The organism is Caballeronia sp. GAFFF2 (assembly GCF_023631485.1).
Taxonomy (GTDB): Bacteria; Pseudomonadota; Gammaproteobacteria; order Burkholderiales; family Burkholderiaceae; genus Caballeronia.
The window spans coordinates 1-24,628 of sequence record NZ_JALQDA010000050.1 but is presented as its reverse complement, the minus strand read 5'-3'; the positions used below and the strand labels follow the sequence as shown (position 1 = coordinate 24,628).

22 protein-coding genes are annotated in these 24,628 nt (G+C 58.2%); 15 read left to right on the top strand and 7 right to left on the bottom strand.

Annotation, left to right across the window (positions count from 1 at the left end; translation table 11 throughout):
• Window positions 1-358 precede the first annotated feature (358 nt).
• The 3 genes from NCT04_RS32340 to NCT04_RS32330 all read right to left on the bottom strand — a co-directional run bounded on the left by NCT04_RS32340 (window position 359) and on the right by NCT04_RS32330 (window position 4,379).
• Window positions 359-1,879, bottom strand: coding sequence for a DUF1254 domain-containing protein (locus NCT04_RS32340; protein ID WP_250469910.1), 1,521 nt, complete (start codon window positions 1,877-1,879; stop codon window positions 359-361).
• A 290-nt stretch (window positions 1,880-2,169) separates the two neighbouring features.
• The gene (locus NCT04_RS32335) at window positions 2,170-3,552 is read right to left on the bottom strand and encodes a DUF1254 domain-containing protein (protein ID WP_250469909.1); all 1,383 of its coding nucleotides are present in this window, start codon (window positions 3,550-3,552) and stop codon (window positions 2,170-2,172) included.
• Between the two features lie 26 nt (window positions 3,553-3,578).
• The gene (locus NCT04_RS32330) at window positions 3,579-4,379 is read right to left on the bottom strand and encodes a hypothetical protein (RefSeq protein ID WP_250469908.1); all 801 of its coding nucleotides are present in this window, start codon (window positions 4,377-4,379) and stop codon (window positions 3,579-3,581) included.
• A 226-nt stretch (window positions 4,380-4,605) separates the two neighbouring features.
• On the opposite strand from NCT04_RS32330, the gene NCT04_RS32325 reads away from it, so the two are divergent.
• Complete coding sequence (locus NCT04_RS32325) at window positions 4,606-5,109, top strand: penicillin acylase family protein (RefSeq protein ID WP_350030051.1); 504 nt, start codon at window positions 4,606-4,608, stop codon at window positions 5,107-5,109.
• Between the two features lie 7 nt (window positions 5,110-5,116).
• Here the strand turns inward: NCT04_RS32325 and NCT04_RS32320 are convergent, their stop codons facing one another.
• Together NCT04_RS32320 and NCT04_RS32315 are read right to left on the bottom strand one after the other, a co-directional pair.
• Window positions 5,117-5,818 carry a 4'-phosphopantetheinyl transferase family protein gene (locus NCT04_RS32320; protein ID WP_250469907.1) on the bottom strand — a complete coding sequence of 234 codons (702 nt, stop codon included), beginning with the start codon at window positions 5,816-5,818 and terminating at the stop codon, window positions 5,117-5,119.
• A gap of 443 nt (window positions 5,819-6,261) precedes the next feature.
• Window positions 6,262-7,545 carry a cystathionine gamma-synthase family protein gene (locus NCT04_RS32315; protein ID WP_250469906.1) on the bottom strand — a complete coding sequence of 428 codons (1,284 nt, stop codon included), beginning with the start codon at window positions 7,543-7,545 and terminating at the stop codon, window positions 6,262-6,264.
• 362 nt (window positions 7,546-7,907) lie between these two features.
• On the opposite strand from NCT04_RS32315, the gene NCT04_RS32310 reads away from it, so the two are divergent.
• The 3 genes from NCT04_RS32310 (at window position 7,908) to NCT04_RS32300 (ending at window position 10,862) form a co-directional block, all read left to right on the top strand.
• Window positions 7,908-8,693, top strand: coding sequence for an iron-containing redox enzyme family protein (locus tag NCT04_RS32310; RefSeq protein WP_244831408.1), 786 nt, complete (start codon window positions 7,908-7,910; stop codon window positions 8,691-8,693).
• A gap of 185 nt (window positions 8,694-8,878) precedes the next feature.
• Window positions 8,879-9,724 carry an aspartyl/asparaginyl beta-hydroxylase domain-containing protein gene (locus NCT04_RS32305; RefSeq protein WP_250469905.1) on the top strand — a complete coding sequence of 282 codons (846 nt, stop codon included), beginning with the start codon at window positions 8,879-8,881 and terminating at the stop codon, window positions 9,722-9,724.
• Complete coding sequence (locus NCT04_RS32300; RefSeq protein ID WP_250469904.1) at window positions 9,708-10,862, top strand: fatty acid desaturase; 1,155 nt, start codon at window positions 9,708-9,710, stop codon at window positions 10,860-10,862. The genes NCT04_RS32305 and NCT04_RS32300 overlap by 17 nt, the downstream gene beginning before the upstream one ends.
• Before the next feature lie 156 nt (window positions 10,863-11,018).
• Here NCT04_RS32300 and NCT04_RS32295 read toward each other — a convergent pair whose 3' ends face one another.
• Window positions 11,019-11,936, bottom strand: a complete 918-nt coding sequence (locus tag NCT04_RS32295; RefSeq protein ID WP_250469903.1) for a LysR family transcriptional regulator — start codon at window positions 11,934-11,936, stop codon at window positions 11,019-11,021.
• Window positions 11,937-13,277: 1,341 nt separating this feature from the next.
• On the opposite strand from NCT04_RS32295, the gene NCT04_RS32290 reads away from it, so the two are divergent.
• The 11 genes from NCT04_RS32290 (at window position 13,278) to NCT04_RS32240 (ending at window position 23,694) form a co-directional block, all read left to right on the top strand.
• Window positions 13,278-14,168, top strand: coding sequence for a DMT family transporter (locus NCT04_RS32290; protein WP_250469902.1), 891 nt, complete (start codon window positions 13,278-13,280; stop codon window positions 14,166-14,168).
• Window positions 14,169-14,571: 403 nt separating this feature from the next.
• Entirely contained in the window at window positions 14,572-15,390 is an 819-nt protein-coding gene (locus NCT04_RS32285) for an ABC transporter permease (RefSeq protein WP_250469901.1), read from the top strand.
• Window positions 15,391-15,472: 82 nt separating this feature from the next.
• Window positions 15,473-16,477 carry an ABC transporter substrate-binding protein gene (locus tag NCT04_RS32280; protein WP_250469900.1) on the top strand — a complete coding sequence of 335 codons (1,005 nt, stop codon included), beginning with the start codon at window positions 15,473-15,475 and terminating at the stop codon, window positions 16,475-16,477.
• 62 nt (window positions 16,478-16,539) lie between these two features.
• Window positions 16,540-17,013, top strand: coding sequence for a MaoC/PaaZ C-terminal domain-containing protein (locus tag NCT04_RS32275; protein WP_250469899.1), 474 nt, complete (start codon window positions 16,540-16,542; stop codon window positions 17,011-17,013).
• Between the two features lie 21 nt (window positions 17,014-17,034).
• A complete protein-coding gene (locus tag NCT04_RS32270; protein ID WP_250469898.1) occupies window positions 17,035-17,877 on the top strand; it encodes an ABC transporter ATP-binding protein in 843 nt (280 codons plus the stop codon).
• A gap of 17 nt (window positions 17,878-17,894) precedes the next feature.
• Window positions 17,895-18,707, top strand: a complete 813-nt coding sequence (locus NCT04_RS32265) for an enoyl-CoA hydratase/isomerase family protein (protein WP_250469897.1) — start codon at window positions 17,895-17,897, stop codon at window positions 18,705-18,707.
• Complete coding sequence (locus NCT04_RS32260) at window positions 18,704-19,465, top strand: hypothetical protein (protein WP_250469896.1); 762 nt, start codon at window positions 18,704-18,706, stop codon at window positions 19,463-19,465. The genes NCT04_RS32265 and NCT04_RS32260 overlap by 4 nt, the downstream gene beginning before the upstream one ends.
• Window positions 19,466-19,487: 22 nt before the next feature.
• A complete protein-coding gene (locus tag NCT04_RS32255; protein ID WP_250469895.1) occupies window positions 19,488-20,339 on the top strand; it encodes a fumarylacetoacetate hydrolase family protein in 852 nt (283 codons plus the stop codon).
• A 59-nt stretch (window positions 20,340-20,398) separates the two neighbouring features.
• The gene (locus NCT04_RS32250; RefSeq protein ID WP_250469894.1) at window positions 20,399-22,012 is read left to right on the top strand and encodes an acyl CoA:acetate/3-ketoacid CoA transferase; all 1,614 of its coding nucleotides are present in this window, start codon (window positions 20,399-20,401) and stop codon (window positions 22,010-22,012) included.
• 2 nt (window positions 22,013-22,014) lie between these two features.
• Window positions 22,015-22,821, top strand: coding sequence for a shikimate dehydrogenase family protein (locus tag NCT04_RS32245; RefSeq protein WP_250469893.1), 807 nt, complete (start codon window positions 22,015-22,017; stop codon window positions 22,819-22,821).
• A 57-nt stretch (window positions 22,822-22,878) separates the two neighbouring features.
• Window positions 22,879-23,694, top strand: coding sequence for an IclR family transcriptional regulator (locus NCT04_RS32240; RefSeq protein WP_250469892.1), 816 nt, complete (start codon window positions 22,879-22,881; stop codon window positions 23,692-23,694).
• Window positions 23,695-23,748: 54 nt separating this feature from the next.
• On the opposite strand, the gene NCT04_RS32235 is transcribed toward NCT04_RS32240, so the two are convergent.
• The gene (locus tag NCT04_RS32235; RefSeq protein WP_250469891.1) at window positions 23,749-24,135 is read right to left on the bottom strand and encodes a hypothetical protein; all 387 of its coding nucleotides are present in this window, start codon (window positions 24,133-24,135) and stop codon (window positions 23,749-23,751) included.
• Between the last annotated feature and the right edge of the window lie 493 nt (window positions 24,136-24,628).

Sequence of the window (24,628 nt, the reverse complement as noted above, 5' to 3'; positions counted from 1 at the left end):
TCAAGTCATTGGATTGCCATCGCGGTCGCCTTTACAGATTGTTCGGTTTTCGCCGTGGCTTCGGGGTTGAGCGCTTGCGGTGCGATGTCGAGCGTTACGTGGTCGAGTTGAAACACTGACATCGCTACGCGTGCTGCGAATAGTCACGCGTGGCTTCGGGGTTGAGCGTCAGCGTTTTGCACCTCCAGAAGCGTCGCCTTCACTATGTCGCTCGCGGGTCGTCCGGCGCGAATCAGGTCCGACAGCACGCGCAGATAAGGCGCGACGTGCGAAAGGAACCTGTACTACCCATCGCATGGAAAATTCAGACCGGCTTCGCCGTCGCGCGTCACGGCGAAGCAAATGAGATTCTTTTTTTCTAGGGTGCTTGCCGAAGTTCTGGTGTGTGCCACTGATCATTTAGAAGCTCAGGCTTGGGCCAGTAATACCGCATTGTCACCATGAAAGGGCCGGCCGGCGAGGGTAGCCAATTTGCCTCCTTGGCCTTGCCGGGTGATGTGCTTTGGACGTAGATCGTCGTACCACCATCGCGATCGGTTTTCAACGAAGGCAGCATCGGAGAATTGATCAAGTAGCGATCGATGGAGTTCTTCACCAGCAACTGGCTTGGCAAGGCATACATGGTCATCGACCAGAACGCATTGACGGGTGGCAGTTGGCCTTTCTCGAAGTGCAACGTATACCGATGCCTGCTGCCGTCAAGTTGCTGGCCGCTCGAATCCTTTTCGAGGATCGGATAGAGCGCCTCCTCCCGCGAGTTCGCGCCGATCCCAACCTGCGTACCTGTAGCCCGTGCAACATAGTCGTTCTTCAGGTACGCGCGTGTTCCGAATAACGTGTCAGTCTTCCCACCAAGGGACGCGCGCTTTAAGTCGATCTCTTTCTGACCGTCTTCCATTCCGGAGAGCAACGCCGCTTTCTGTTCCTCGGAAAGCGCGCCGACGTCGAACGGTCGTCCCGGAACGATTCCAATCGTCGTGAACCGGCTTCGCAAGTCGCTCTCCGTTGGGTTGACTGGCGTGAACTGCAAGGCGAACGCGAGTTGGTTGAAGAACTCGAGCGACGTGTGCTGCATGTCAGGTCGTAATGGCTTGATCCATTGAATCGAGGGTGCCGAGGGCGGGGCCGCGCTACCAGCAAACGAAGAAAGAGTTTGCACCCGATAGCCTTCCTGGATTGTCTTGACGTTATCGAGATCGCCTGGGTTGAAGAGCTGGGTGCGGCCAACGACACTAACGAGCTCGGTTTCTGAGCGGATAACCTGCGTGATACCGGGCGGCGGCGCTTCCTTCCAGTTGGGTCCGGCAATCAAGAAATTGCCCCCACCATTACCAGTGGTGCGAGTGCCGATATAGGCAAAGTTGAAGGTATAAAGGTCCATCAGTTGGAACACGAAATAGCGTTTCGGCTCCATTGGCGGGATCGTGATGACAACCGGCTCGGCGCGAAGGTCGAGGCCGGCGAACGAGTAAGGTGTGTCCGAGTTCGGTGTGACGAAGGCAGTGTCGTCCGGCGTGAAAACCCGAGAGATATTCAGGATGGTGTTGAAAGGACCTTTGTACTGCGGGTTGCTTGAATCGATCGAGAACGCGTACATGGTCGTGTAGGTCGCGACCATGGGTGTTCCATAGATATACGCGTCCTTGGCGACGGCTCGAATTTCATTCGTACTGGCAGTAATCGCAAGCTTCGTTGGCGGCTGGGACGAATTGATCGAGTGAGTCGTGTGGCAGGCGGTTAGTGTCACTGCAATCAGTGCGGCCGCGATGGCTCGTTTGTTGTTTGCAGTCGCGCTGCGCCGTTGCAGCGCGCAGCACGACTCCATCGGCAAATTGGTCACGGCAGTCACAAGAGAGACGAGCTTACGTGCTCTTTTCATCGCGAAGCCCTTTTTCTTTGAAGTACGGTTCAATTCACAGCAGACGGCAACGTCGCTTACCTGAATGTCCTACTGAAATGTCGCGCTCATCGAGAGTTGCATGAGATTCCCTTCGGATGACGGCTTACTTGAAATTCGTCGACCCGCCGAAGCGACGCTGACACTGGCGTGACTGACTGTGCCCGATCGTGTGACCATCGGGCCAATGCCGAGAGCGTGCCACGTGCACCGCCGTGGGCTTCTTCACAGCACGCTCCCATAGTGTTGATCAACCGTCCAATCAGTCGAATTCAACGCTTCTGCGGAACCGGAAATTTCCACGTTCCATTAAAGACCGACGGGTCTGGTCCGTAGATTCGCGCGATGACATCATAGGGGCCGTTTGGGGCTGGCAGCCAGTTCGATTCCTTGTCTGCTCCAGGCGAAGCGTGCTGTAGATAGATATCGAGCGAGCCATCGGCACCGTATTTGATGCCTTTGGTGCGGTCGCCGATTGAGTATCGCTTGATGGGATTCGCGACGAGGTGCCGGCCTGGCAAGTCGTACATTGTCATTGACCAGAAGAAGCGTGCAGGCGGCAGATCTTTCTTGTCGAAATGAACGACGTAAGGTTGCGAGCCCATCAATTGTTGGTGATCGGCACCCAGTCGAGTGCCGACATACACCGCCTCTTCCTTGGTGTTGCCGTAAATTCCCATCGCGGCAGCCACGGCGCGCGTCAGATAGTTTCCCTTAAGGTCGTCCCGCGTGCCGAAGAGGTCATAGGAACTGGTCGTGTGCTTCATGGCATCGTCGAGCGCGGCTTTTCCATCCGCGACGCCCGCCACGATGCTCTGCTTCATGTCCGGCGACAAGGCAGATGCGTCGAAACGCCGGCCCGGCGCAATGCCAATCTTGGCGAAGCGCCGCATGAGTTCCGCTTCGGACGGTGCGGGCGGTTGCGTGAACTGCAGCAAGAAATTCAGATAGGCGATGAAGTCGATAGACGTTGCCTTCGCCTCGTTCCAAACCGGAAAGTTGAGCTTAGGCGCTGCAGCGGGAGCATGATCGTGTTCAAAGGCAGAGAGCGGCGTGACCCGGTATCCTTTCTGCACGGCCTGCATGCTCTTAACGTCCTCAGGACCGTTCAGGGCGGTACGGCCGAGCGTTAAGATAAAGTCCGTCTCCGAACGAAACACCTTGTCAACACCCTTTGGCGTTTCGCCATGCCAGTTCGGCCCTGCAAAAAGATAATGACCCGCGCCATTGCCCGTGGTTCGCGAGCCGACATATGCAAAGTTGTACGTGAAAAGGTCGATCCACTGGAACACGTAGTAGCGCTCGTCAGGGACACGCGGCACGGTCAGCACCCAAGGTTCCCGTCGCAAATCGAGCCACGCCCAGGAATAAGGCGTGTCGTTGTTGGGCGTGACAATGTCCTTGTTCTCGGGACTATAGGGCTGCGAGTAATTGCGAAATTTGCCGAAGCCGCCTACATAGCTCTTCGACTTGGGGTCGACCGCTTGCTCATACATTGTTTTGTAGTTGAACAGCATCGGGTAGGCGTAGATGAACGCATCCTTGGCGATGCCGCGCGCCTCCTCCGGACTGACCGTATCTTGCGAGTAAGCGCCGGGCGCGAGAAACAACAGGCTCAGCGCAATCGTCCCGAAACGAGTGATGACTCGATGCATGGCGTCTCGTCCTTTGACGTTGCCGTCTATCTTCCGAAAGTCATATTGAGTCCCGCGAAAATTTGCCAGCGCGGAACACCTGCGCCCGAGTGAGCAACGGAATATTGAGGTTCGACGAACGCGTTGTAGATAGTCGATCCGCCTTTCCACGCCTTTCCGGCACCCAGGCCAACAGGGATGTAGTAGCTGCCGTGCTGAAGATCGAAGGTCCAGATTCCCGTCGACCGGATATACCAACCATCGGGGAGATTGAAAATGCCGAACGGCTCCGCCGTTAACGACTGAACCGTCGGCCGGCTGCTCTGTCCGGCGAATGAATGCTGCCATTGAACCAACGCACCGATGAGCCGGGCTTTATTCGCGTTCACCACGACCGCCGCGAGCCCGGCCTGCCACTTGCCGCTTCCGAGGCTCGGGTCGGTCGCTGTCGGCAAAGTGATGAGCGGGCCAATGCCGATCTGCGTCTGTCCCTGACTGAGCAGAAAAATGTCGAAGAGATTGATGTCGCCCAGTCCGGTGTTGTAGCCGCCGGTTGGATCTGGCCTCGTGCTGAGTGGTGCCGTCAATCGAAAAATTTCAGGCACCGGCACGATGCTGTTGGGACCGACGGGAACGGTTGGTCTCAGCAGGAAGTCGTTGGTATGTGCGTGCGCGCCATGTACGCTCGGCACGTAATAGTCTTGAATGTTGAACGACGCCGCGAGATTGAGCGGGTTGTTACTTTTGTTTGCGTCATCCGCGGAACTTTGGGCGCGCGACGCGTTACCGAAAAGCAGAAGCGAGGCCGCGGCAATCGTGCTGATTGTGGATCGACATCCGGCCAGCAACGATCTCGTATATCGCTCACACATCAGCCGTCCTCACAAACAGCAGACACGTATCAGGGTCGTGCGCACACGCTGGAAGCGTTCCCCGGCACGGGTAAACGACCAGCGCCGCGACCGGTTTTGGTGGCCCTACAAATGATAGATAACATTGTTGGAAGGGCAACGTCAAGATGATTGCCACCCTACGACAAACGTCGTGCAAGCGATATTCCGGACACGCGGCTTTATGCCGAAGCATTCGATCCTGCGCGTCCGCTCGCGACGCCTGCTGGCCTCAGAACGGATAACCCGGCGATCGCGCAGGCGCTCGCGGCGGCGGCGGTGGCGCTGGAGACGAATGGTTTCGCGTTCGATTCGACGCGCGGCGAAATGCTTTATGCGCTCGATGACAACACGAAAATCCCGCTCTACGGCGGTTGCGATTCCAAAGTTTATTTCCATGGTGGCGTGTCCGTCGCACGACCTCGTTAAGCACGGCCTGCTGCTCGATCGCGATGCACATGGCAATAGCTATGTGCAGGTGGTCGGCTTCGGCGCAAATGGACCGCAGGCTGACACCTTGCTCGCGCATTCCGAATCGGACGATCCGGCATCTCCGCGTTATCGCGATGGCACGAAGCGTTACGCGCGCAAGGAGCGGACGCGTTTTGCATTCACGGAACAGGATATCGATAAGTCGCCCGGGGTGGTCGAGACGGTTTTGGAAGGGCGTCGAAGCGGGCGCTTTTGAGATTGTGCTATGACACGATCGATGCTGAAGACCACGCGACGGCGGCGACGTAGCCTGCCGGCGCATCGAGCGCCGCGGCGCGAATATCGCCCGCCGCGCTCGATACGGCGAAGCGGCCCTCCAGACAAGGCAGCACCGAAAAGCTGGTGAGACCGAACTGTGCGCTAACCAGGCCTTCGCCGCGTGCCTTCAACACCGATTCCTTGCCGCTCCAGCAAGCGAAAAAGCTTGCGCTGCAAGCAAGTTCGGGCAGTGCATCGAGAGCGCGCCGGTCGGCATCGGCAAAAACGGCGGACTGCAGTTCGAGCCAGTCGAGCGAAGACCGCGTCTCTTCGATATCCACGCCCACGCGCCGCGATGCCGATAAGGCGATCAGTCCATAAGCACCCGAATGCGAGACGTTGAAATCCGGCGCGTGAGGCATTGCGAGAAAGGGTCGGCCATTCGCGTCGGTTTCGAGGACGAGGCCTGCGGGATCGGCATCCAGCGTGAGAGACAACACGTGTCGCAAGGCGGCGCGTACGGTGGCGAAGCGCGCGGCATCGGCCGGATGCCGATAGCGACTCGCGCGTGCGAGTTCTTGGGCGTTCAAGACGCCGGCGGCCGCTTCCGTCAACGACGCGGTTACGTCGATTTCAACTAGCCACATGTAGACGTCGTCAGGGACATCGCGATGAAGCGGAGGCTTCGATAAGCATGGTTTCGGCATGGACGATAGTTCGATGCGTGTTGCGATTCTGATGTTGACGATCCACAAAAGGTCGCTCTTTCTGCGTCACGTCGCTTCCAACAAACGGTATTGCGCAACGCTTCAAGGAGTCGACGACCGAAGCAAACGCGGCGATCCACAGCATCGGGGATGTGCCATCGCATTTTGCTTGAATGTTTGCAGGTGCGCATTAGAGGGCGCGTTGACTATCGCCAGCTTTCATAGCTGGCGACAGACAGAAGCAACGCCTCCGATGACGGTTGAGCCACCCTAGCGACATTATAAAAATAATGTCCAATCGACTAGACTTAGAAGACAGGTTTCTCGTGAATTACGTCGTATTTCGTGAGCCAACAAAACTGGCATTGTCCGCCTACACCGTCTCCGGCACAAATTGGATCGAGGCGCCCAAGTTCAAATGGATCATGAAGAACAATGAGCCTTCAGCATTGCCCTAAAGCATTCGACAGATCGGCGATCAAATCGTCAGGATGCTCCAGCCCTACCGACACACGAATGAGTCCTTCTGACACGCCCGCGGCGGCGCGTACTTCAACGGGAACACCAGAGTGTGTCGTCGATGCCGGGTGACAAATAAGCGACTCCGTGCCACCGAGACTCACGGCCGATTTAAACAAGCCGAGTCCGTTGATGAGCTTGAATGCTTGTTCGCGCCCGCCGTCGAGAACGAATGCGAATGTCGATCCCGGCCCGCTGCATTGACGTCGATACACCGTCTGATAAACCGGGTCGTCGATGAGTTCGGAATGCAGCACCTCGATCGGTGTGAAAGGGTTGTTTGCGAGCCATCGCGCGACGGCCGTGCCGCTCTGCGCTGCGCGCTCCATCCGCAAAACGAGGGTCTCCATCGAACGCGTGATCATCCAGCAGGAGTGAGGGTCGAGTTGTGATCCTAGCGTGCCGCGAATCGCGCGAACTCGCGTGATCAGAGGTTTGCTGCCGGTGACGCCTCCCGCAACGAGATCGCTATGCCCCCCGATGTACTTGGTCAGCGAATACACGCTCAGGTCGATGCCTTGATTTACCGGTTGCTGAAACAACGGCCCGAGCAAAGTGTTGTCGCATACGGAAAGAGGGCGATAGCCATGCCGCGATTCAAACGCATCGATTTCCTGACGCAGACCGTCGAGATCGAACAACGCGTTGGTCGGATTGGCCGGCGTTTCGACGTAACACATGCCGACACGGCCTTTCTTCGCTGCCGCTTCCAGTGCGGTGGAAATCGCTTCACGGGAAAGGCCATCGGCAATCACGTGCGAACGAATACCCCAGTCAGGAAGGAATTTGGAGATCAAAGTTTCGGTGCCGCCATAGAGCGGCGCGGACTGCACGACGCAATCGCCGGGTCGGAGGAACGCGAACAGGATCGCGGCAATCGCCGCCATGCCGCTAGACGTGACGGCGGCGGCTTCTGAGCCGTCCAGCAGCGCGAGACGATCCTCGACAATCTCGAGATTGGGGTGATTGAAACGACTGTAGACGAGACCGGCGCTCTCTCCATCGGGCGAAGGCTTGCGCCCGGCGACCATATCGAAAAACGCCGCACCGTCTTCGGCCGTGCGGAACGCGAAAGTCGATGTGAGAAACACGGGTGGCTTGACTGAACCCTCCGAAAGAAACGGGTCGTAACCATACGACATCATTTGCGTTTCGGGATGCAGATCCTGATTGGCGATCTTGCGCTTGTGATAGTTGTGATAGGCCATTCGTCACTCCATGCAGGTCAGGAAGAATCGGTTCCGGCTCACATCGATCGCGCAGGGTCGCATGCACAGTGCTCCGCTCTCGGCGCGTCGATGCTCGGCCATGCTACTCCCGTCTGGATCGTGTTTAAGCTCGCAGGTCTCCATTGCCATTCGAATGCGCCGGGTTTCGCGCGCCGTGAATCCGAGTCACGCAGCAACGTTCGAGCACTCCCATCATCAAGGCGTCTTCACGGTCATCAGAAACCGTCATCAACCTTATCAATAACTTTTGTTGGCGCTATGACAGGTTGGCGGTGGAAACTGCGCGTGTTGTCTAAGTCATTGAAAGTAAACGAATTTATTTGATTTAAAAGGAAACTGAGATGCTTGATCGCACGAGCGTTCGGGACGGGTCGGCACGTCTGTCGACAAAGAACTTCTCCGACGAACTAGAAGCATTAGCCCGATCCGCCATGTCGAGTGGAGCGCTCGATAACGACTTCTACTCTCTATGGACCCGTGAGCGCTTGAACGCACGGCAGATCGCAATCTTTGCGAGAAACTACGGCGAATTCAATCGCGCGTTCCCAGAAGTCTTGGCGGTGATGATAAGCAGCACGCGCAACGTGGTCGCGCAAGCGGAATACGCGAAGACGTTGTATTCGGAGATGGGATACGGCAATCCGGAGAAGGTCCACTCGATTCTCTTCGACGCTTGGTTGAGCGATCTCGGTCGCAAGATTGGAGAAGGTTCTCGTCTCGATTGGGCTTCGGTTCAACATGACTTGAAGGTTCTGCCGGAAACGCAGGCGCTCATCGAAGGAGAAAAGCGTCTTTATGGCGATGACAATGCAACTGCCGCTGGAGCACAACTGGCGCTCGAATGGCAGGCGTACACGATGCTCCGAAAACTCTATGACGGAGCTTTGGTCTACAAGGACCTATGGGAAGAAGAGGACGAGTTTCACGAGTCCTGCGAGTACTTTTACGCACACATCGGCGCTACAGAGAAAGAACACAAAGTCGAGTCCCTCAGCGCGGCGAAGCAATTCGTATCGGACACAGACGCGCTCACGAGATTAACCGCAGGCTTCAACACGCACCTGCAACTTTTCGAGCGCTTTTGGAATGCGGTCGCCCGCGAGATGATGTCCGTTAAAAGCCACTGACCCAGCAGTACTTCAAAAAGTCCCGCCCACGCCGCGCGCTTTTCGCAGCAAGATTCTTGCGACAAGGGCGCTCGCGCAGCTCCATTCAAACGCTCGTTGCGGTCGAGTTTTCATGCTCGACTGCTGGCTCAACTCGGCCTAAACAATCGATGAATTCGCGAATAATTGGTAAGTCGCACTTTATTATGGCTCCGTGCGAACTCAACGCAGTTCTTAGCTTTACCGATGACAACAAGCACTACAGCGAGTTTCACTTCGGAGACTGGAAGAGCTTCGTCATCTGGAATCAAACAGGAAGCGACGACGATGGCGTCGTGCTAGAACGCGGGTCATCGGTCAGGCCGACATCACGCGGGAATCTTCTCCCTGCGCTCAACGATTGGATAAGCGCGACGTTCGACACGTCGTTGCTTCGACTTGCTCGAATTCATTCGCTTGGCGACGGCGTGTTGGTTCCCCACAGAGATTTTGTGGAATTCGCGGCTGCGCCATGGACTCGTGTGCATGTACCGTTACTGACGAATCGTATCTGTCTGCATTCCGATGGCGACACGGTCTTTCGCATGCGTCCAGACGAGATCTGGTTTCTCGATGCATCGAATCTGCATTCGGCCATCAATTACTCGGCTGGGCGCCGCTTGAATCTTTGTCTCGACTTTGATTTGGACAAGCTGCCCATCGAGAGCGTATTCAATGCCGGTGCGGGCTCAACCGGGCACGTCGTGAATAGACCCGAAGTCGTGCAGCGAATGCCTTTGGGTGATTCATTCCAGGAAGAGCTTCGTTCACTCGCCGCCACGCTCACTCTTGCAAACTTTCATCAGGCGGTTGGCCTTTTATCGAAAGTCCATTTCTATCGGCAAGCGCATATCGCCGAGTTCTTCGAGTGGCTGCCTTACGTAGCGGAACATTCGCGCGACGCCTCGTTGCGATCGAAGGCAGATCGCTATGTTCGTTTTCTCCGCGACAAACGCAGCGTTGGCGAGCGCTTCACGCTGCAAGACGAGGTGCAAATTGGCCTCGACGCGTGAAAGTTATCAGGTATTTCCGTGGTGGACAGCCAGGTTCTGGACCTGGTTGACAGGAAAGCCGGCGCCCGGACAAACACCTCTTTTCGAACCGACGCCGACGCTTTACGCCTTGAGTGCGGTGGCGACTTATTTGACAGGTCTCTCGCTTGCCGTCATTGCCTTCAAGACCGGAGGTCCGTGCTTCATTCTCGCGCTATCGTGCGGCTGGATCATGGCGGTGAATGGAGCGCGTCGCATGATCAGCACGGTCGCGCACCAGTGCATTCACGGTCGCTTTAAAGGGATAGCTTCTCGTGATCTTTTCATCGCCGATCTTCTCGCAGTAATGACGCTGACGCAGACCGCGGGTGACTATCGTGAAGAGCACTTCAACCAGCATCATCGGCCTGCCGTATTCACGACAATCAGCGATCCGGCTGGCGCCTTTTTATGGCGCGCTGGCTTTAAGTCTGGAATGTCGGTCAGGGCACTCTGGCTTAAGCTCTTCGTCACTCTGCTGTCGCCGCGATTCCACGCCTCGTTCTTCGTGCATAGGCTCATGAGCCTGGTTCGAAATCTGCCACCGAAATTCAAGCCAGTCGCTGCGGCTGGCGGTGCACTAGCGTGTTGGGGCGCAATTGAACTCTGCCCCGTAACAACGCTGGTTTTCGGCCTGCTGTTTCCAATCGTTGTTCTTTACCAAATAAGCGTGCTGCTTGAATTTATCAGCGAGCACGCGTGGTTTGTGCCGGCGCAAAGGTGGGATCAGCCTAAGTACATCCATGCGACGCATTCGTGGGGGCGTTTTTGCGGACGAAGAACTCCTGAGCGGGACGAAAGGCATGTCGCGCTTTACGTTTTGTCCTGGATTGCATGGACCGTCGAACACGCGATTTACCATTTGCCAGTCCGTTTGCTTGTCATTCCCGGCGATCTATCGCAACACGATTTTCATCATCGAATGCCATCTACCTTGCGCTGGACTACCGCAACGTACGCACGAGAAGAAGACCTGAGATCGGGTGACTCACGTTGGCCTCCTTACCAGGAGTTCTGGGGTCTTCACAATGCGATCGCGCATGTCTTCAATGGAATGGCTAAGACAGCTTCGCATGTCGATGCCGGTACTTCAGACGCGGCGAGCGAAGCGGAAATCTGAAGCCGTATCAAGACGAGACCGCCGAAAAGCGTGTCGCGCCTAAAGGCTCACCGTACTGGCATCGATACAAAGACGCATTTTTTGTCACCGCGCGTAGGCGAGTAGGCGCGATGAAGCCGTCAGCCCGGATATCCGCAGATGGCTTATCTCGGCTCGTCAGTCGATGATCGCCGGCGCAGTTAAAGACTGTATGGTGCTGACTTTGCGCTCGCACAGACGTGCCGCAAAATGCTTGCGGATGATTTCGGAGACGTTGCGAACGACCGGTGACACATCGGATCGGCGTGAATACAATTCAATCGCGGTCGGCTCCAACGTTGGAAAACCGTCCGAAGGTTCCAAAACTCGGTGATGCTCGGTCACGGCGCTCTCGATCATGATCGACACGGCACTGCCGGCTTCCACGGCAGCGAGAAGTCCCTCGTGATTCAGACTCGTGTAGGCAATGCGCCAATCTTTCTTTTTCGCGTCGAGCGCTGCGATTCCCGCGCGCCGATAAAGGCATCCGTCTGGAAACACCGCCAGCGGCACAGGCTTTTGCTGATAGACGTCGCTACCCTGTTTGCAGACCCACATCAAACGCTCATGTCCCAAGGGCACGCCGTCGGGGCGGGAGGGATATTTCGTCGCGATAACCAGGTCGATGTTTTCAGTCTCCATGGACTCAAGCATCTTCCAGCTATGGCCGCAGCGGATTTCCATTTCGATGTTGGGAAACGTCGTCCCAATGGCGCCGAGAATGGGCGGCAACAAGCACGATGCGAATGTTTCCGAAGTCGCGAGCGTGAGTTTGCCGGCCGCAAGGCTATGCTTGAGCGAGAGAAACGCGTCTTCATGCGCTTCGATCAGCCGCTGGGCGATTCCGACGAACCGCTCGCCAATCGAGGTTAGCGTTACGGCGACGGTGTCTCTTTCGAACAGGCGCTCGCCTATCGATTCTTCGAGACGCTTGATCTTCATACTCACAGCCGACTGAGTACGATGAAGACGCGCGGCCGCCTGCGTGAAGTTGCGCGTGTCCGCGACCGCAACGAAAGCTCGGACAAGATCTAAATCAAAGTCTTGTGGCCTCACCTGGCCTTCTCCCTAAACAACGCGTGCGCCAAGTCGGCTACGGCGATTTCTCTCATGTCGATCAAACATCCAGTGCGCCTTACGTGCTTAACCAAGTTCGAATCTGCACGGCCGCAGTAATTGAGTCTGCTCCGTTCGACCTTGTAATCGCAAAATAACGAAAGTTATAGTCAGTGGATTCAGGTATTTTACCTCGTAAAACCGCCCGGTCAGTTATAAAATTCACCGCCGCCTAGTTTTAGTATGATTAATAATTTAGTTCTTACCTGCTCGATACGGACCTTCACCTGATGCAACCCGTCAGGCGCTTCTATCACCGTAGATCGCACGGTGGCGCCTAAACGAAAACCGCGAAAATCGAGGCGTCCTCAAAGCTTACCTCCATCATATTATCAACGCCAAAAATGGTGGGGCGTCGTCAAGGTTATATTCAGCAATTTTGGCCTTTGAATAAGGCAAAGCTTCTTGATGAGCGGTTGCTCAGTGTTGATGAACGGGAGCGATCCAAAGATGGCCGTCTGTGAAGGGCGTCGTATGGCGGCATCGATCTTTATGAGGTAAAGCCTCGCAGCTTATCCAAGAGCTGCTATTGATTTTTGCATTGAAGAAAGAAAAATCGACAATAGCTTCAATTACGGAGGGCGCCCCAAATGCAATCGGTAACAAGTCGAGCGTCAATCTATAGCTTAAATGCGTATGAGCCGTCCAATCGCGGTTAAAAGCGACGAGTTCATATGAATAATCGAAGCGGGCAAATCGACGAATTTAGCAGCATCGAGAAAACACACTAGCACCACGCGCCGACGAAGCCTGCAAGTGCGGAAAGGAGAGGAACAGAAGGTTGTTCACGGATGCCAAAACGCGCGAGTCACGATAACGAAGAAGGGAAGCTAAGATTGATTCCTGCGCCCCGGCCGGCTTGGCGACCGACCGGGGCGCAGGGCAGACAAGGCTCTGCTTGCTTATCGACTGCTCTCTCAGGTCCCTCACGCGCAAACGAGACAAGCGATACGCTGTCGCTCCAGTCGCTCCCTCCGACTTCAACGAATCTGGGAACGCTCACGCAAGGCGAACGCTACGCGTCACAACATACGCCCGCGCAAAAGGCGAAACGTCTTGTGACAAATTTTCGTATGCGTGCTTTCTAACGGCCAATTCATAAACTTCATTAGGCATATCAGCGACGCGAATGAGTCAGCGGAGAGCGTTCACGTAGGCCGTCCGAGGTGCCTTTACTTCCGGCCGAACTCATCTCTAAGGTGAATGGCCGCCATCAGGATAATTCGTTGGGCGGTATTAAAAGGAGTCTGTAGATTTCAGGTAATTTAGCAGGGAAAGGCAATGAAAGAGCGTCGCGGAATTTTGGAACTTGTCTTTGCCATGCTTCTTTCGGGGAGCATCGGCATTTTCGTCGTTTCCTCGAATCAGCCACCCGCGAACGTCGTTTTCTTCAGATGTATTATCGCGTTCATTTGTCTGGTTCCGTATTGCGCTGCCCGTGGTCTTATCCGCCGAGAGTATTTTCAAGTCCGGCTGCTTTTGCCCATCATCGTCTCGGGAATCTTTCTCGTTCTAAATTGGCTGCTGTTATTCAAAGCGTATCCTCTTATCGACATCGGGCTGGCTACGGTCATTTACCACGTCAACCCGTTCCTGGTGATTTTGGGCGGCGCCGTGGTCCTCCGGCAAGCGGTAAGCCGGAACGACATCTTATGGTCGGCCGTGGCGTTCGCCGGTTTGGTCTGCCTGGTCGGGACCGCCAATGGCGCTCTAATGCTGGGCTCGAACGTGTTTGCCGGCGTCGTCCTGACGCTCTCAGCCTCCGCGCTGTACGCCGGCACAGTGTTGTTGTCTAAGGCTTCCGCGGGCGTTCCTCCCGCTGTCGTCGTCCTGGTGCAGACAGCGGTGGGCTCGCTGTTTCTCGCTCCGCTCGCCGATTTCTCGGTTTTGCCGACGAGCACCAGCGAATGGGCTTGCCTCGCGACCCTCGGCGTCGTTCACACGTTTTTTCTTTACTGCCTGGTGTTCTCCGCGTATCAGAAACTCAGCGTCAAGGCGATCGCAATACTTTCGTTCATCTACCCTCTGTCCGCTGCTGCGTTCGACTACATCGTCTACGGCCACAAGTTCAGCATGGGTCAATGGCTTGGCGCGGGACTGGTGCTGCTGGGTATTCTGGGCGTTAAAACGGGATGGGCGCCGATCAAACTGCGGCGCGCGATGGCCCAGTGAGTTGGTTTGCTCATCGCGTTTTCCAATGCCGCGCACTTCTTTCCGCGACGATAGAACGATGAAACGAATCCGCGCGGAATAACGTCGACAACAAGATTCATCGACCCATCTGCGTCAAATCCCACATCGATTTTCATGTACATCAGCGCGCAGCGACGGCGTTGATCATCGAAATCCGCTTCGCCAGCGATGAAGCCGTCGACTGAGATATCAGCGTAAGGCTCACCGGCCACTCTTAGGCGCAAGCGACCGAAGTTCCTTCCCAAACTTACAGTTCTCTGGGTTTGCCCCAATGTTCAACCAACCAAGATTGAACGACATTCAATCTAAGAACGGCGCTGAATCTTCATCGGGTCGCCGTTTGTCAAGGCATCGAAAAAGTTCTGCTTCGGGAGCGTTCTCCATGAATCAAGCATCGGCGCGAGCACCGGCGACCCATCCACCTTCGGCGGCGCTAAGGCGCGCGAAGCGGATCGGCTGGCTATGCCTGCCACCGTCGACGTTCATTGCGCTCATCGTGCTGTGGGCGGTTGCCATACCTGTGTTCAAGATCCCGCCTTATCTGGTGCCTAGCCCGGCGGGGGTGTTCGCGCGCATCGTCACCGACTGGCGGGATATCTGGTCGAACTCGCTCATCACCATCGCGGAGATTTTGCTGGGCTTCGGCGTAACGGTGGTGACCGCCATCCCGCTTGGTCTTGCAATCGCGCTTTCGCGAGTTGCGCGGCAGATCGTGTATCCGCCGCTCATGTTCATGCAGCTGGTGCCAAAGATCGCGGTCGCGCCGCTCTTTCTCGTGTGGCTTGGATTCGGCATGGAGTCCAAGGTGCTCTTGACCGTGTTGATGACCTTCTTCCCGCTCTTGCTCGCGAGCATCAGCGGATTCCAGATTCTCGACACTCGCTTGCTGTATCTGACGAAGTCGATGGGCGCATCGTCCTGGCAGACCTTCCGCTTCCTTCGCCTTCCCGCGGCGCTGCCCGTGATTTTCTCGGGTATCAAGACTTCCGCCACGATCGCGTCCACCGCGGCAATCGTCGCCGAGTTCGTCGGCTCGAACAAAGGTCTGGGCTACGTGCTCCTGCGCGGGACCAGCACGATGGATGTCGAACTGACCTTCGCCGTCCTTGCCGTCCTCACGCTGATCGGCATTGCGATCAACTATGTCGTCGAATTCGCCGAATGGGCCATGACGCCGTGGCAACGTACGAAGTTCAACTGAGGTCAACGCTCGCGCATTGGCCTAAGGCCAGTCGCCTACAACAAACGGACCGAGCGGGTCCAACTACACAGGGAGCGCGACTATGCGCAGCACCATCGGCAAACTGTCTTCGGTAATCTTGACTTGCGCGCTCGCGACGGGTCTATGCGGGACGGCCGTCGCCGACACCGAGGTTCCTTTCCAGCTGAACTGGACCGCAGGCGGCGCGAACGCCGGTTTTGCGGCAGCGGTGGCGGAAGGGTTCTATAAGCAGGTCGGGCTCGACGTGAAAGTGACCGAAGGCAACGGCTCCGGCAATACGGCGCAACTCGTCGCAAACGGGCGCGCTCAACTTGCCTATGCCGACGCTGTTGCCGTGAGCCAGCTGATTGCCAAGGGCGCGCCGATGCGAGTCATCGCCACGATCTATCAATCGAACCCGAACGAAGTGTCGGCATTGAAGAAGTCGGGCATCAAATCGATCAAGGATCTCGCCGGGCACAAAGTGGGCGTTCCTTCCGGCTCCTCGCAAACGACCATGCTTCCGCTTTTCCTGCAGGCAAATGGCCTCAAGGAGTCGGACGTGACGCTCATCAGCATGCCCGTGGCAAGCATGGTGCCCGCGCTGCTGCAAGGCCAGGTCGATGCGATCCTAGGTTCCATGGATTCCTACCAGTTGCAACTCGAAGCCCAGGGCGCCGAACTCGTGAATTTCCGGTTTGCGGATTATGGCGTTCCGACGGTGAGCACGTCGATTTTCGCATCCAACGAATATCTGAAGGCCAATCCGGATCTCGTGAAAAAGTTCGTTGCCGCGAGCCTGAAAGGATGGAGCTTCGCCATGGATAACCCGGCGAAGGCGGTAAAGGATCTCAAGACGGTGTTCCCCAACGTCAACGAGAAGCTCGCGACCGCCGAGTTGGCCGCCATCACGCCGTTGTTCTGCAGCGGCGGCGCCAAAAGCGTAGGCAAGGCCGAGGATGCGTCATGGACCAGGACGCAAGATCTGCTCGCACAGGTCAAATTGCTTCCCGCCGGACAGAATCCGAAAACGTACTACACGGACGACTTCTTGCCGCCGGCGAACCAGTTGCGCGCGTGCAAATGAGCCGTCCGTTCGGACAGACTTTTTCGCACGACGGATATCGAATCACGACTAACGAGAAACACATGGGATACCGCTACTCGGATCTTCACGTAGGCATGCAATTTCGCAGTCCCGGACGAACGATCACGGACGCGGACCTCGTCGGGTTCGCGGGACTGACGGGCGACTTTTCGGAGTTGCATACGAGTGATGTGTACGCCAGAGCCAGCCAGTTCGGGCGGCGCGTCGCGCACGGCATGCTTGGACTCGCGTACGCGCACGGCTTGATGTGGGCGCGCACCGGCGAGTTGCGCGAGACCGCGATTGCCTTTCTCGGCATCAATGACTGGAAGTTCGTCGCGCCGCTGTTCGTTGGCGACACGATGTTTGTCGACTACGCGATCAAAGAGCTGCGCGACAGCAAGTCGAAGCCCACGCAGGCCATCGCGCTCTTCGACGTGAAGCTCGTGAATCAGGACGGCGAAGTCGTGCAGCAGGGCACCAAGGCGCTTTTGTGCTCCAAGGAGCCGCTGGCCGCGGTCGAGAAGTCCGCCTGAATCAATGACATCGAGCCGATCATGCCTACTTCCGTACACGACGATATAACGCCGGCCGGTGTGCCGATCCGCATCGAGAGCGTTTCGAAGACTTTCGGCGAGGACACGGAGAAGCCGTTTCGCGCGCTGAAGCCAATCAACATGAACATCGAGGCGGGCGAGTTCGTGTCCGTCGTGGGACCGTCGGGCTGCGGCAAGAGCACACTCATGCTCATGGTCGCGGGTCTGCTTGCGCGCTCCGACGGGACGATCGTCGTGGGCGACCGGACTGTGGACCGGCCCGTGACGGATGTCGGCATCGCGTTTCAGGATCACTTGCTGCTCGACTTTCGCACGGCGATGGAAAACGTGCTCCTGCAGGCCGACATTCGCGGATTGCCCCGTGACAGGATCGAAGCGCGGGCGCGTGAGCTCTTCAACCAGTTGCGTTTGCAGCCTGCGGTCGACAAGTATCCCCGGCAGCTTTCCGGCGGCATGCGCCAGCGCGTGTCGCTGATTCGAACGCTGGTCCACGATCCTTCGCTCATTCTCATGGACGAGCCTTTCGGCGCGCTCGATGCGCTCACGCGTTTGCAGGTTCGCATGGATCTCGAAGCACTGTGGATGCGGCGCCGTCCCACTGTGCTGTTCATCACGCATAGCGTCGAAGAAGCCGTGGGACTGTCCGATCGCATCTTCGTCATGAGTCCGACACCGGGAGAAGTGGTGGACGAGATCGTCGTCGAGCTGCCGCGCCCTCGGCCGATCGTGCTCGGCGACGCTCCGGAGTTTGCGCGCTATGTCGACAGCATCTATGGCCACTTCGCACGCATGGGCGTGTTGCGCGGTATCGACGTTCCGCGTTCCCGCAGCGAGCAGACGTGAAGAACGGAGACCTTTTCATGGACAAATCCGGTTCGCCTCCCATCTCACACGCTGATGCCGCGAGCGAAGTCACCTTGTGGATAAACGGCCATGTCGCGGAGATCGGGCTCTCGAACGGTCCGCTCAATCTCGTCACGCGCGCTCTGCTGCGTTCGCTCAACAAGGCGATCGACGCACTGGAGGCGCAAGCCGATCTGCGGTGCGTCATCGTGCACGGCGGCTCGGCGCGGGCCTTTTGCGCCGGCAGCGATATCAAGGAGTTCGCGGAAATCTTCGCCGACGCGAGCGAGAGAAAGATTCTTTTCGAGGACATGGTGCTGCGGCGCCTCGCCCGATTGCCCGCGCCGACCATTGCCGCAATGGACGGCCCCGCGCTCGGCGGTGGCCTCGAACTCGCGCTCGCGTGCGACCTTCGCGTTTGTCGTGCCGAGGTGGTGCTTGGACTGACCGAGTCGCGTCTCGGCGGTCTGGCAGGTAATGGTTCGCTGCGACTGACGCGGCTCATCGGCCCGGCTCGCGCGAAGGAGATGCTCTTCACCGGAAACACGATCAGCGCGCAACAAGCGCTGGCCTGGGGACTCGTCAACCGTATCGCGGAGACGGGCGCCGCACTCGAAACAGCACGCGCGCTGGCGCTCGAGATCTGCGCGCGCGGCCCGCTGTCGAACCGCCTGGCCAAGCAACTCGTCGATGCCGCGCAGGATCAGCCGCTCGATGCCGCGTTGTCGCTTTCAACCGTCGTTCAGCAAAGGATCTTCGACAGCCACGACCTTCACGAAGGCGTCGCCGCGTTCTTTGCCAAACGAGAACCCGAGTTCCTCGCACGATGAAACCCGACAGCCAAACCACGCCGGATAGCCTTGCTGCCAGCGCGCCCACGCACGACATGCCCGGTGCGACCAGCGCCGCGCTGCTAGGCCATGGCATCGTTCTCGTGTGGAACGACATCGAATTCGAAGGGCGCGAGCAGTTCTACGCGTGGCACGACAAGGAGCACATTCCCGAGCGGCTCGCCATTCCTGGCTTCAGGCGCGGCAGGCGTTTTCGCCGGGCAGGCCATTCGCCCGAGTGGTTGACCATGTACGAGGCGGCCGATCTCGACGTCATGGTTTCGCCCGCATACATGGCGCGCCTCAATGCCCCGACGCCCGCGACCACGAAGACGCTCACGTACTTTCGCAATACCTCGCGAGCCGTTTGTCAGCCCGTTTGCAGTATCGGCGAGAGCAGCGGCGGCTATTTGTTTGCCGTTCGTATCGACCGGACGGGCGCAGCGAACAACACGCCGGAAGCTTACCTGCGCGACGTGGCTTTTCCACAGGCGATGCGCGCGACCGGCGTGCTCGCGTGTCATCTCTTCGCGTCGGATCAGGCGAGCTTCTTCGACACCGAAGAGGCGCGCACGCGCGAGTTCGATGTTCCGGCGTGGATCGTTCTCGTCGAGGCATCGACGGAAGAGGCCGCAAGCGAGGTGCATGCCCTGATCGACGTTCCGCATTTGCGCGATGCAGGCTTGCACATCAGGCCCGACGCCGCCGTCTATGCACTTGAAATCTGCCGCCTTGGCGCTTCCTCGCACCAATCCTGAACTCAACCCGCTCAACCCGAACATGAAACTCGTCCGACACGGCCAGCCCGGCCAGGAACAACCCGGCATTCTCGATGGCGACGGTCGCGTGCGCGATCTCACTGGCCATTGCGATGACTTCAATCCCGCGTTCTTTGCAAGCGGCGGCATCGAGCGCTTGCGCGCAATCGATCCGCACACGCTGCCCCTCGTCGATGCGTCCGTGCGCCTCGGCCCTTGCGTGGCGCAGCCCGGCAATTTCATCGCGGTCGGCTTGAACTACGTTCAGCACGCAATCGAAACCCATGCCGATATCCCAAAGGACCCCATTCTCTTCAACAAGGCGCCGTCCTGCATCTGCGGACCCGATGACGACGTCATCCTGCCTAAAAATTCCGTCAAGTCGGACTGGGAAGTGGAGCTGGCGTTCGTCGTCGGCCAGGAAGCGTACTACGTGAGTGAAGCCGAAGCGCTGAGCCGTATCGCGGGTTACTTCATCTGCAACGATGTCTCGGAGCGCGAGTTTCAACTCGAACGCAGCGGTCAGTGGGTGAAGGGGAAGATGTCGCCGACCTTTGGCCCCATCGGTCCGTGGCTCGTTACCTCCGATGAGATCGAGGACGTGCAGAACCTCGGCTTGTGGCTCGAACTCAACGGCGAGCGCATTCAGAACTCGAACACAAACGACATGATCTTCACGGTCGCGAAACTCGTGTCGGACATGAGCCAATACGTCCGTCTCATGCCCGGCGACATCGTGACGACGGGCACGCCGCCCGGCGTAGGTCTCGGCATGAAACCGCCGAAATACCTAAAGCCAGGCGATCGCATGCGGCTGGGTGTCGAAGGCCTGGGCGTGCAAGAGCAGCGGGTCGTCGAATGGCGCGACCGATGACCGGCGCGACAGCCTGACGAGACCGATTCCCATCCCGATTACGGAGCGATCAGCGAACCATGGAACGAATAACCGCGGACGAAGCGGCTCAACTCGTCGCCGATAACGATGCCATCCTGATCAGCGGTTCCGGTGGCGGGCATTCCGTGCCCGAGGCGCTTCTGGCTGCCGTCGAGCGCCGCTTCCTGGCGGAACGGAAGCCGCTTGGATTGACCTCGGTGAGCATCGTGGGTGTGGGCGACCGCGGCGAACTGGGCGCATCGCGCCTCGCTCACGAAGGTTTGCTGCGACGGGCCATTACAAGCGCGCTCGTCGATTCGCCGGGACTCGTAAGACTCGCGGCGGAAGACAAGATCGAGGCTTACACATTCCCGCAGGGCGTGCTGTCGCAATTGATGCGCGAGATGGCGGGCGGCCGTCCGGGTCTCTTCACGAAGACGGGCTTATACACCTTCGTGGACCCGAGGCAGCAGGGTGCGCGGCAAAGCCCCTGCACGCCGCCCGCTTTCGTCGAAGTGACCGAGATTGCCGGCGAAGAGTGGCTGTTTTTCAAGCACATTCCGGTCGATGTCGCGTTCCTGCGGGGCACGACGGCCGACGAAGACGGCAACGTGACAATGGAGCAGGAAGCCGTATTCGGCGAGATGCTGGCAATGGCGCAAGCGACGCGGCGCGCCGGCGGCATCGTCGTGGTTCAGGTGAAGCGCATGGCGCGAAACGGTACGCTGCCCGCCAAGCACGTCAAGATTCCCGGCATTCTCGTCGATTTCGTCGTGGTGGAATCGGGACAGCGCCAGACCTACGCGACCGACTACGACCCGAGCTATTCCGGCGAGTTGCGTGTTCCTGTCGACCAGATCAGACCGCTGCCGTTCGGGCCGAGGAAGGTCATCGTCCGGCGCGCGGCAATGGAATTGTTCCCCGAGGCGATTTGCAACCTGGGTGCGGGCGTATCCACGGGGCTATCCACCGTTGCGGCCGAAGAGGGGCTGCTCGAAGCGGTGCATCTGACCAACGAGCAGGGACTGATCGGCGGCGCGCCCATTACGGGTCGCGATTCGGGCGGCGCCCAGAACTTCGCCGCGATGATCGAACAACCGTCGCAGTTCGACTTCTACGATGGCGGCGGCCTCGATCTCGCCTTCCTCTCGTTTGCCGAAGTGGACGCTCAGGGGAATGTGAACATCAGCCGGTTCGGCGACAAGATCATCGGTGTTGGCGGCTTCATCAACATCAGCCAGAACGCGAAATGCGTGATCTTCAGCGGAACGCTCACGGCGGGCGATCTCGACATTGGCTGGGAGGACGGGAAGACCGTCATTCGCAGGGAAGGGCGGCACATGAAGTTCGTGCCGAAACTCGAACAGGTTTGCTATAGCGCCCGGATTGGTCAGCAACGCAAGCAACTCACGCTTTTCGTTACCGAACGGGCCGTGTTTCGCGTCGGGCCGCAAGGGCTCGAGCTGATCGAGATCGCTCCGGGGCTGGATGCCGAACGCGATGTCGTCGCCCACATGGGTTTTCGGCCCGTGGTGTCGTCGCAGTTGCGTGAGATGGATGCCAGACTCTTCGAACCGGGCGTAATGAACCTGGCGCAAGACGTGCGCGCCAAGGCGCGTCGCCACCGTAGCCAGCGCGTGGCGCAATGGTACGAATCGCGCGGGAGAGGCTGAACATGGCGGACAGCATTCGGATCTCAGGCGCAACGCGTGTCTATGGCATCGTAGGCGATCCTGTCGTGCAGGTTCGATCTCCGGCGGTCTATACTGCGCGCTTCGCGCAGGAAGGCGTCGATGCCGTGCTCGTCCCTCTGCACGTCCATGCAGATCGCTTCGACGACGCATTGCCCGCGCTGCTGGAGATTGCGAACCTCGACGGCTTGCTCATCACCGCACCGTTCAAGAAGCGCGCTTGCGCGTTTGCCCGACAACTCGGCGTGGCCGCGAAGACAGTCGGCGCGGTGAATGCGCTGCGGCGCGAGGCCGACGGTTCGTGGACCGGCGACATGTTCGACGGCGCCGGTTTCGTGCATGGCGTCGAGGCGCGGGGCTTGAGCGTCTCCGGCAGGCGCACACTGTTGTTCGGGGCGGGAGGCGCGGGCAGCGCGATTGCCGCGGCGCTTGCCGAAGCCGGCGTCGCTTCGATCTCCATTCTGGATATCGATGCCGAGCGCGCGGTTATCGTGGCAAGAAACTTGAGCGAAGCGTTTCCGCATACGCGAGCTGCTGGCGTATCGGACGCACGCGGCGAGTTCGACCTGATCGTCAACGCATCGCCGGTTGGCATGTCCGCGGGCGACGGCTTGCCCGGCAACCTCGGCCCGCTGAAGAAAGACGTGCTCGTGGGCGATGTGGTTTTATCGGAAGAGCCGACGGCGCTCATCGCCCATGCGCAGCGATTCGGCTGTGCATGGGTCAACGGAAAGGACATGCATACCGGTCAGATCGAATCCATCACTTCGTTTTTTCTGACCGATAGATAGCATGTGTCGTCAGTGGCGCACGCGGCGAAATTTCAACCTCAACACGTCTGGATCGCTATGTCGCATGTTCCCGCTGAACGGTGTCTGGAAATCATCGCGCTCCTTGCCGAGGGCGCGAACACCTTGCCCCTCGGCGAAATCGCCGAGCGCCTTTCATTGCCGAAGAGCGGGGCACACCGGCTGCTTTCGACGCTCGTCGATCTTGGCTGGGTTGCCAAGGAGCCCGACACCGGCTTCTATCGGCTGACCATGCGCCTTGCGGTGATGGGGCAGCGGTTTTACGCGGCCACCGGCATTCCGAACATCTGTCAGCCGGTACTCGACAGGCTTGCGCACGAGACGCGAGAGTTCGTGCGTCTAGCCGTTGCGGACGGCGACACCCTCGTCTGGCTCGCGCAGGCGCAGGGCGCGACGGCAGGTCTCATCTACCAGCCACCCAGTTCCGCGACTGGGAGAGTCACGGTCTACTCGACGGCAACCGGCAAGGCATGGCTCGCTTCGATGCCTCGTGACCGGGCGATTCAAATCGTGGCCAGCATGGGCTTCGGCGAAGCCGACCGGCAAGGACCCAATGTCGTGCGGTCTATCGAGGACCTTTTGAAGGAACTCGCGCTTACGGAAAAGCGTGGCTATGCGGTTGCGGTCAGCGAGGCCGAGCCTGGTGTTTCGGCTGTTGCCGTGCCGATAAGGGTGAACGGTCTTGGAACCGCGCTCGGCACGGTCAGCGTTGCGGGTCCAAGTGTTCGCATGACGACCGAGCAGATCGAGGAAATCGCCCCGAAGTTGCAGAGCACGGCGTCCGAACTCGCGGAACTGTGGCCGCTGAGACCAAGCGGGACCGCGCTGCGTGAGCGAACGACGATGGTGGCTTGAGAGGTCCGTGGGCGACTGTGGAAATCGGATGCATCGAAAAGAATTTCACGCAGGCTATGTGACATACAAAGGATGGCGGAGAACGTAATCAGGGGATAAACGTTCGCCGATCTTGTGTTCTTCGACGATAAACCCTAAGGCCATCAAAAGGGGCGGGAGAAATACACAGGTGACTTCACCTTGTATGTAAGCCCAATGTGCGAGATAGCTTCCTTCGTCGCTAAAAATATTTCTGCACGAGGCGCACCTGGTAAAGCCGCCGCTGTATGGCCGGGCTTTGCGAATCGCCTCTTGTATCATGTCCAGTCTTTCTATCGACGCGCGCAAATCCTGCTCGGCCAGCCTGCGTTTATCGTCATCATGGGCCTGATCCAACGCGCACCATGCTAAAGACACGGTGATAAGGGCATAAGATTCTTGCTTGCGGAGGCCTGCAGCCATCTCATGGGGTCCCGATCCACTTCGCTTCGTCAGCGAGCGTAGCGCACGAATGGCTTCGTGCTGGCGTCCAGGCGTCTCGATAGTTGTTTGTCTTATGTTACAGGAGTTTAAGTGGCGGCTGATGGGGTCGCTGGGCGGGGTTTGTAGGAAGGCGCTGGATTAGCGCTTCGTGTAATTTTCGTTTCGACGTCCGGCTTGGATTTTGCGGTTCGTGTCGGGTGCGGGAAGGCCATTTAGCAAATGGTGGCTGGGATCGTTGTGAGCGCTGTAGCGGGTGGCGTTGGTGACTGGTCGAACTCGTAGCCGTGCGGGAACTTTGTGGCTTCAGGGAAAGTAAGCTTGGATCGGAAGTGTTGCGTCGTTTTGTGGTCGGCTTGATCTTATTAGACATAATGTAAATTAGCGCAGTTTTGCGTTGTAGCGGCTAGATTGTAATGTCCGTATATGGACTCCTCCTCGTTTGCAAACACTCTGCGTGTCAGCCCTAGTATCG

Coding starts and splice junctions, on each gene's coding strand:
- NCT04_RS32340 (WP_250469910.1), bottom strand. CDS start 1,879: ATGAAAAGAGCACGTAAGCTCGTCTCTCTTGTGACTGCCGTGACCAAT.
- NCT04_RS32335 (WP_250469909.1), bottom strand. CDS start 3,552: ATGCATCGAGTCATCACTCGTTTCGGGACGATTGCGCTGAGCCTGTTG.
- NCT04_RS32325 (WP_350030051.1), top strand. CDS start 4,606: ATGCCGAAGCATTCGATCCTGCGCGTCCGCTCGCGACGCCTGCTGGCC.
- NCT04_RS32320 (WP_250469907.1), bottom strand. CDS start 5,818: ATGCCGAAACCATGCTTATCGAAGCCTCCGCTTCATCGCGATGTCCCT.
- NCT04_RS32315 (WP_250469906.1), bottom strand. CDS start 7,545: ATGGCCTATCACAACTATCACAAGCGCAAGATCGCCAATCAGGATCTG.
- NCT04_RS32310 (WP_244831408.1), top strand. CDS start 7,908: ATGCTTGATCGCACGAGCGTTCGGGACGGGTCGGCACGTCTGTCGACA.
- NCT04_RS32305 (WP_250469905.1), top strand. CDS start 8,879: ATGGCTCCGTGCGAACTCAACGCAGTTCTTAGCTTTACCGATGACAAC.
- NCT04_RS32290 (WP_250469902.1), top strand. CDS start 13,278: ATGAAAGAGCGTCGCGGAATTTTGGAACTTGTCTTTGCCATGCTTCTT.
- NCT04_RS32285 (WP_250469901.1), top strand. CDS start 14,572: ATGAATCAAGCATCGGCGCGAGCACCGGCGACCCATCCACCTTCGGCG.
- NCT04_RS32280 (WP_250469900.1), top strand. CDS start 15,473: ATGCGCAGCACCATCGGCAAACTGTCTTCGGTAATCTTGACTTGCGCG.
- NCT04_RS32275 (WP_250469899.1), top strand. CDS start 16,540: ATGGGATACCGCTACTCGGATCTTCACGTAGGCATGCAATTTCGCAGT.
- NCT04_RS32270 (WP_250469898.1), top strand. CDS start 17,035: ATGCCTACTTCCGTACACGACGATATAACGCCGGCCGGTGTGCCGATC.
- NCT04_RS32265 (WP_250469897.1), top strand. CDS start 17,895: ATGGACAAATCCGGTTCGCCTCCCATCTCACACGCTGATGCCGCGAGC.
- NCT04_RS32260 (WP_250469896.1), top strand. CDS start 18,704: ATGAAACCCGACAGCCAAACCACGCCGGATAGCCTTGCTGCCAGCGCG.
- NCT04_RS32255 (WP_250469895.1), top strand. CDS start 19,488: ATGAAACTCGTCCGACACGGCCAGCCCGGCCAGGAACAACCCGGCATT.
- NCT04_RS32250 (WP_250469894.1), top strand. CDS start 20,399: ATGGAACGAATAACCGCGGACGAAGCGGCTCAACTCGTCGCCGATAAC.
- NCT04_RS32245 (WP_250469893.1), top strand. CDS start 22,015: ATGGCGGACAGCATTCGGATCTCAGGCGCAACGCGTGTCTATGGCATC.
- NCT04_RS32240 (WP_250469892.1), top strand. CDS start 22,879: ATGTCGCATGTTCCCGCTGAACGGTGTCTGGAAATCATCGCGCTCCTT.
- NCT04_RS32235 (WP_250469891.1), bottom strand. CDS start 24,135: ATGGCTGCAGGCCTCCGCAAGCAAGAATCTTATGCCCTTATCACCGTG.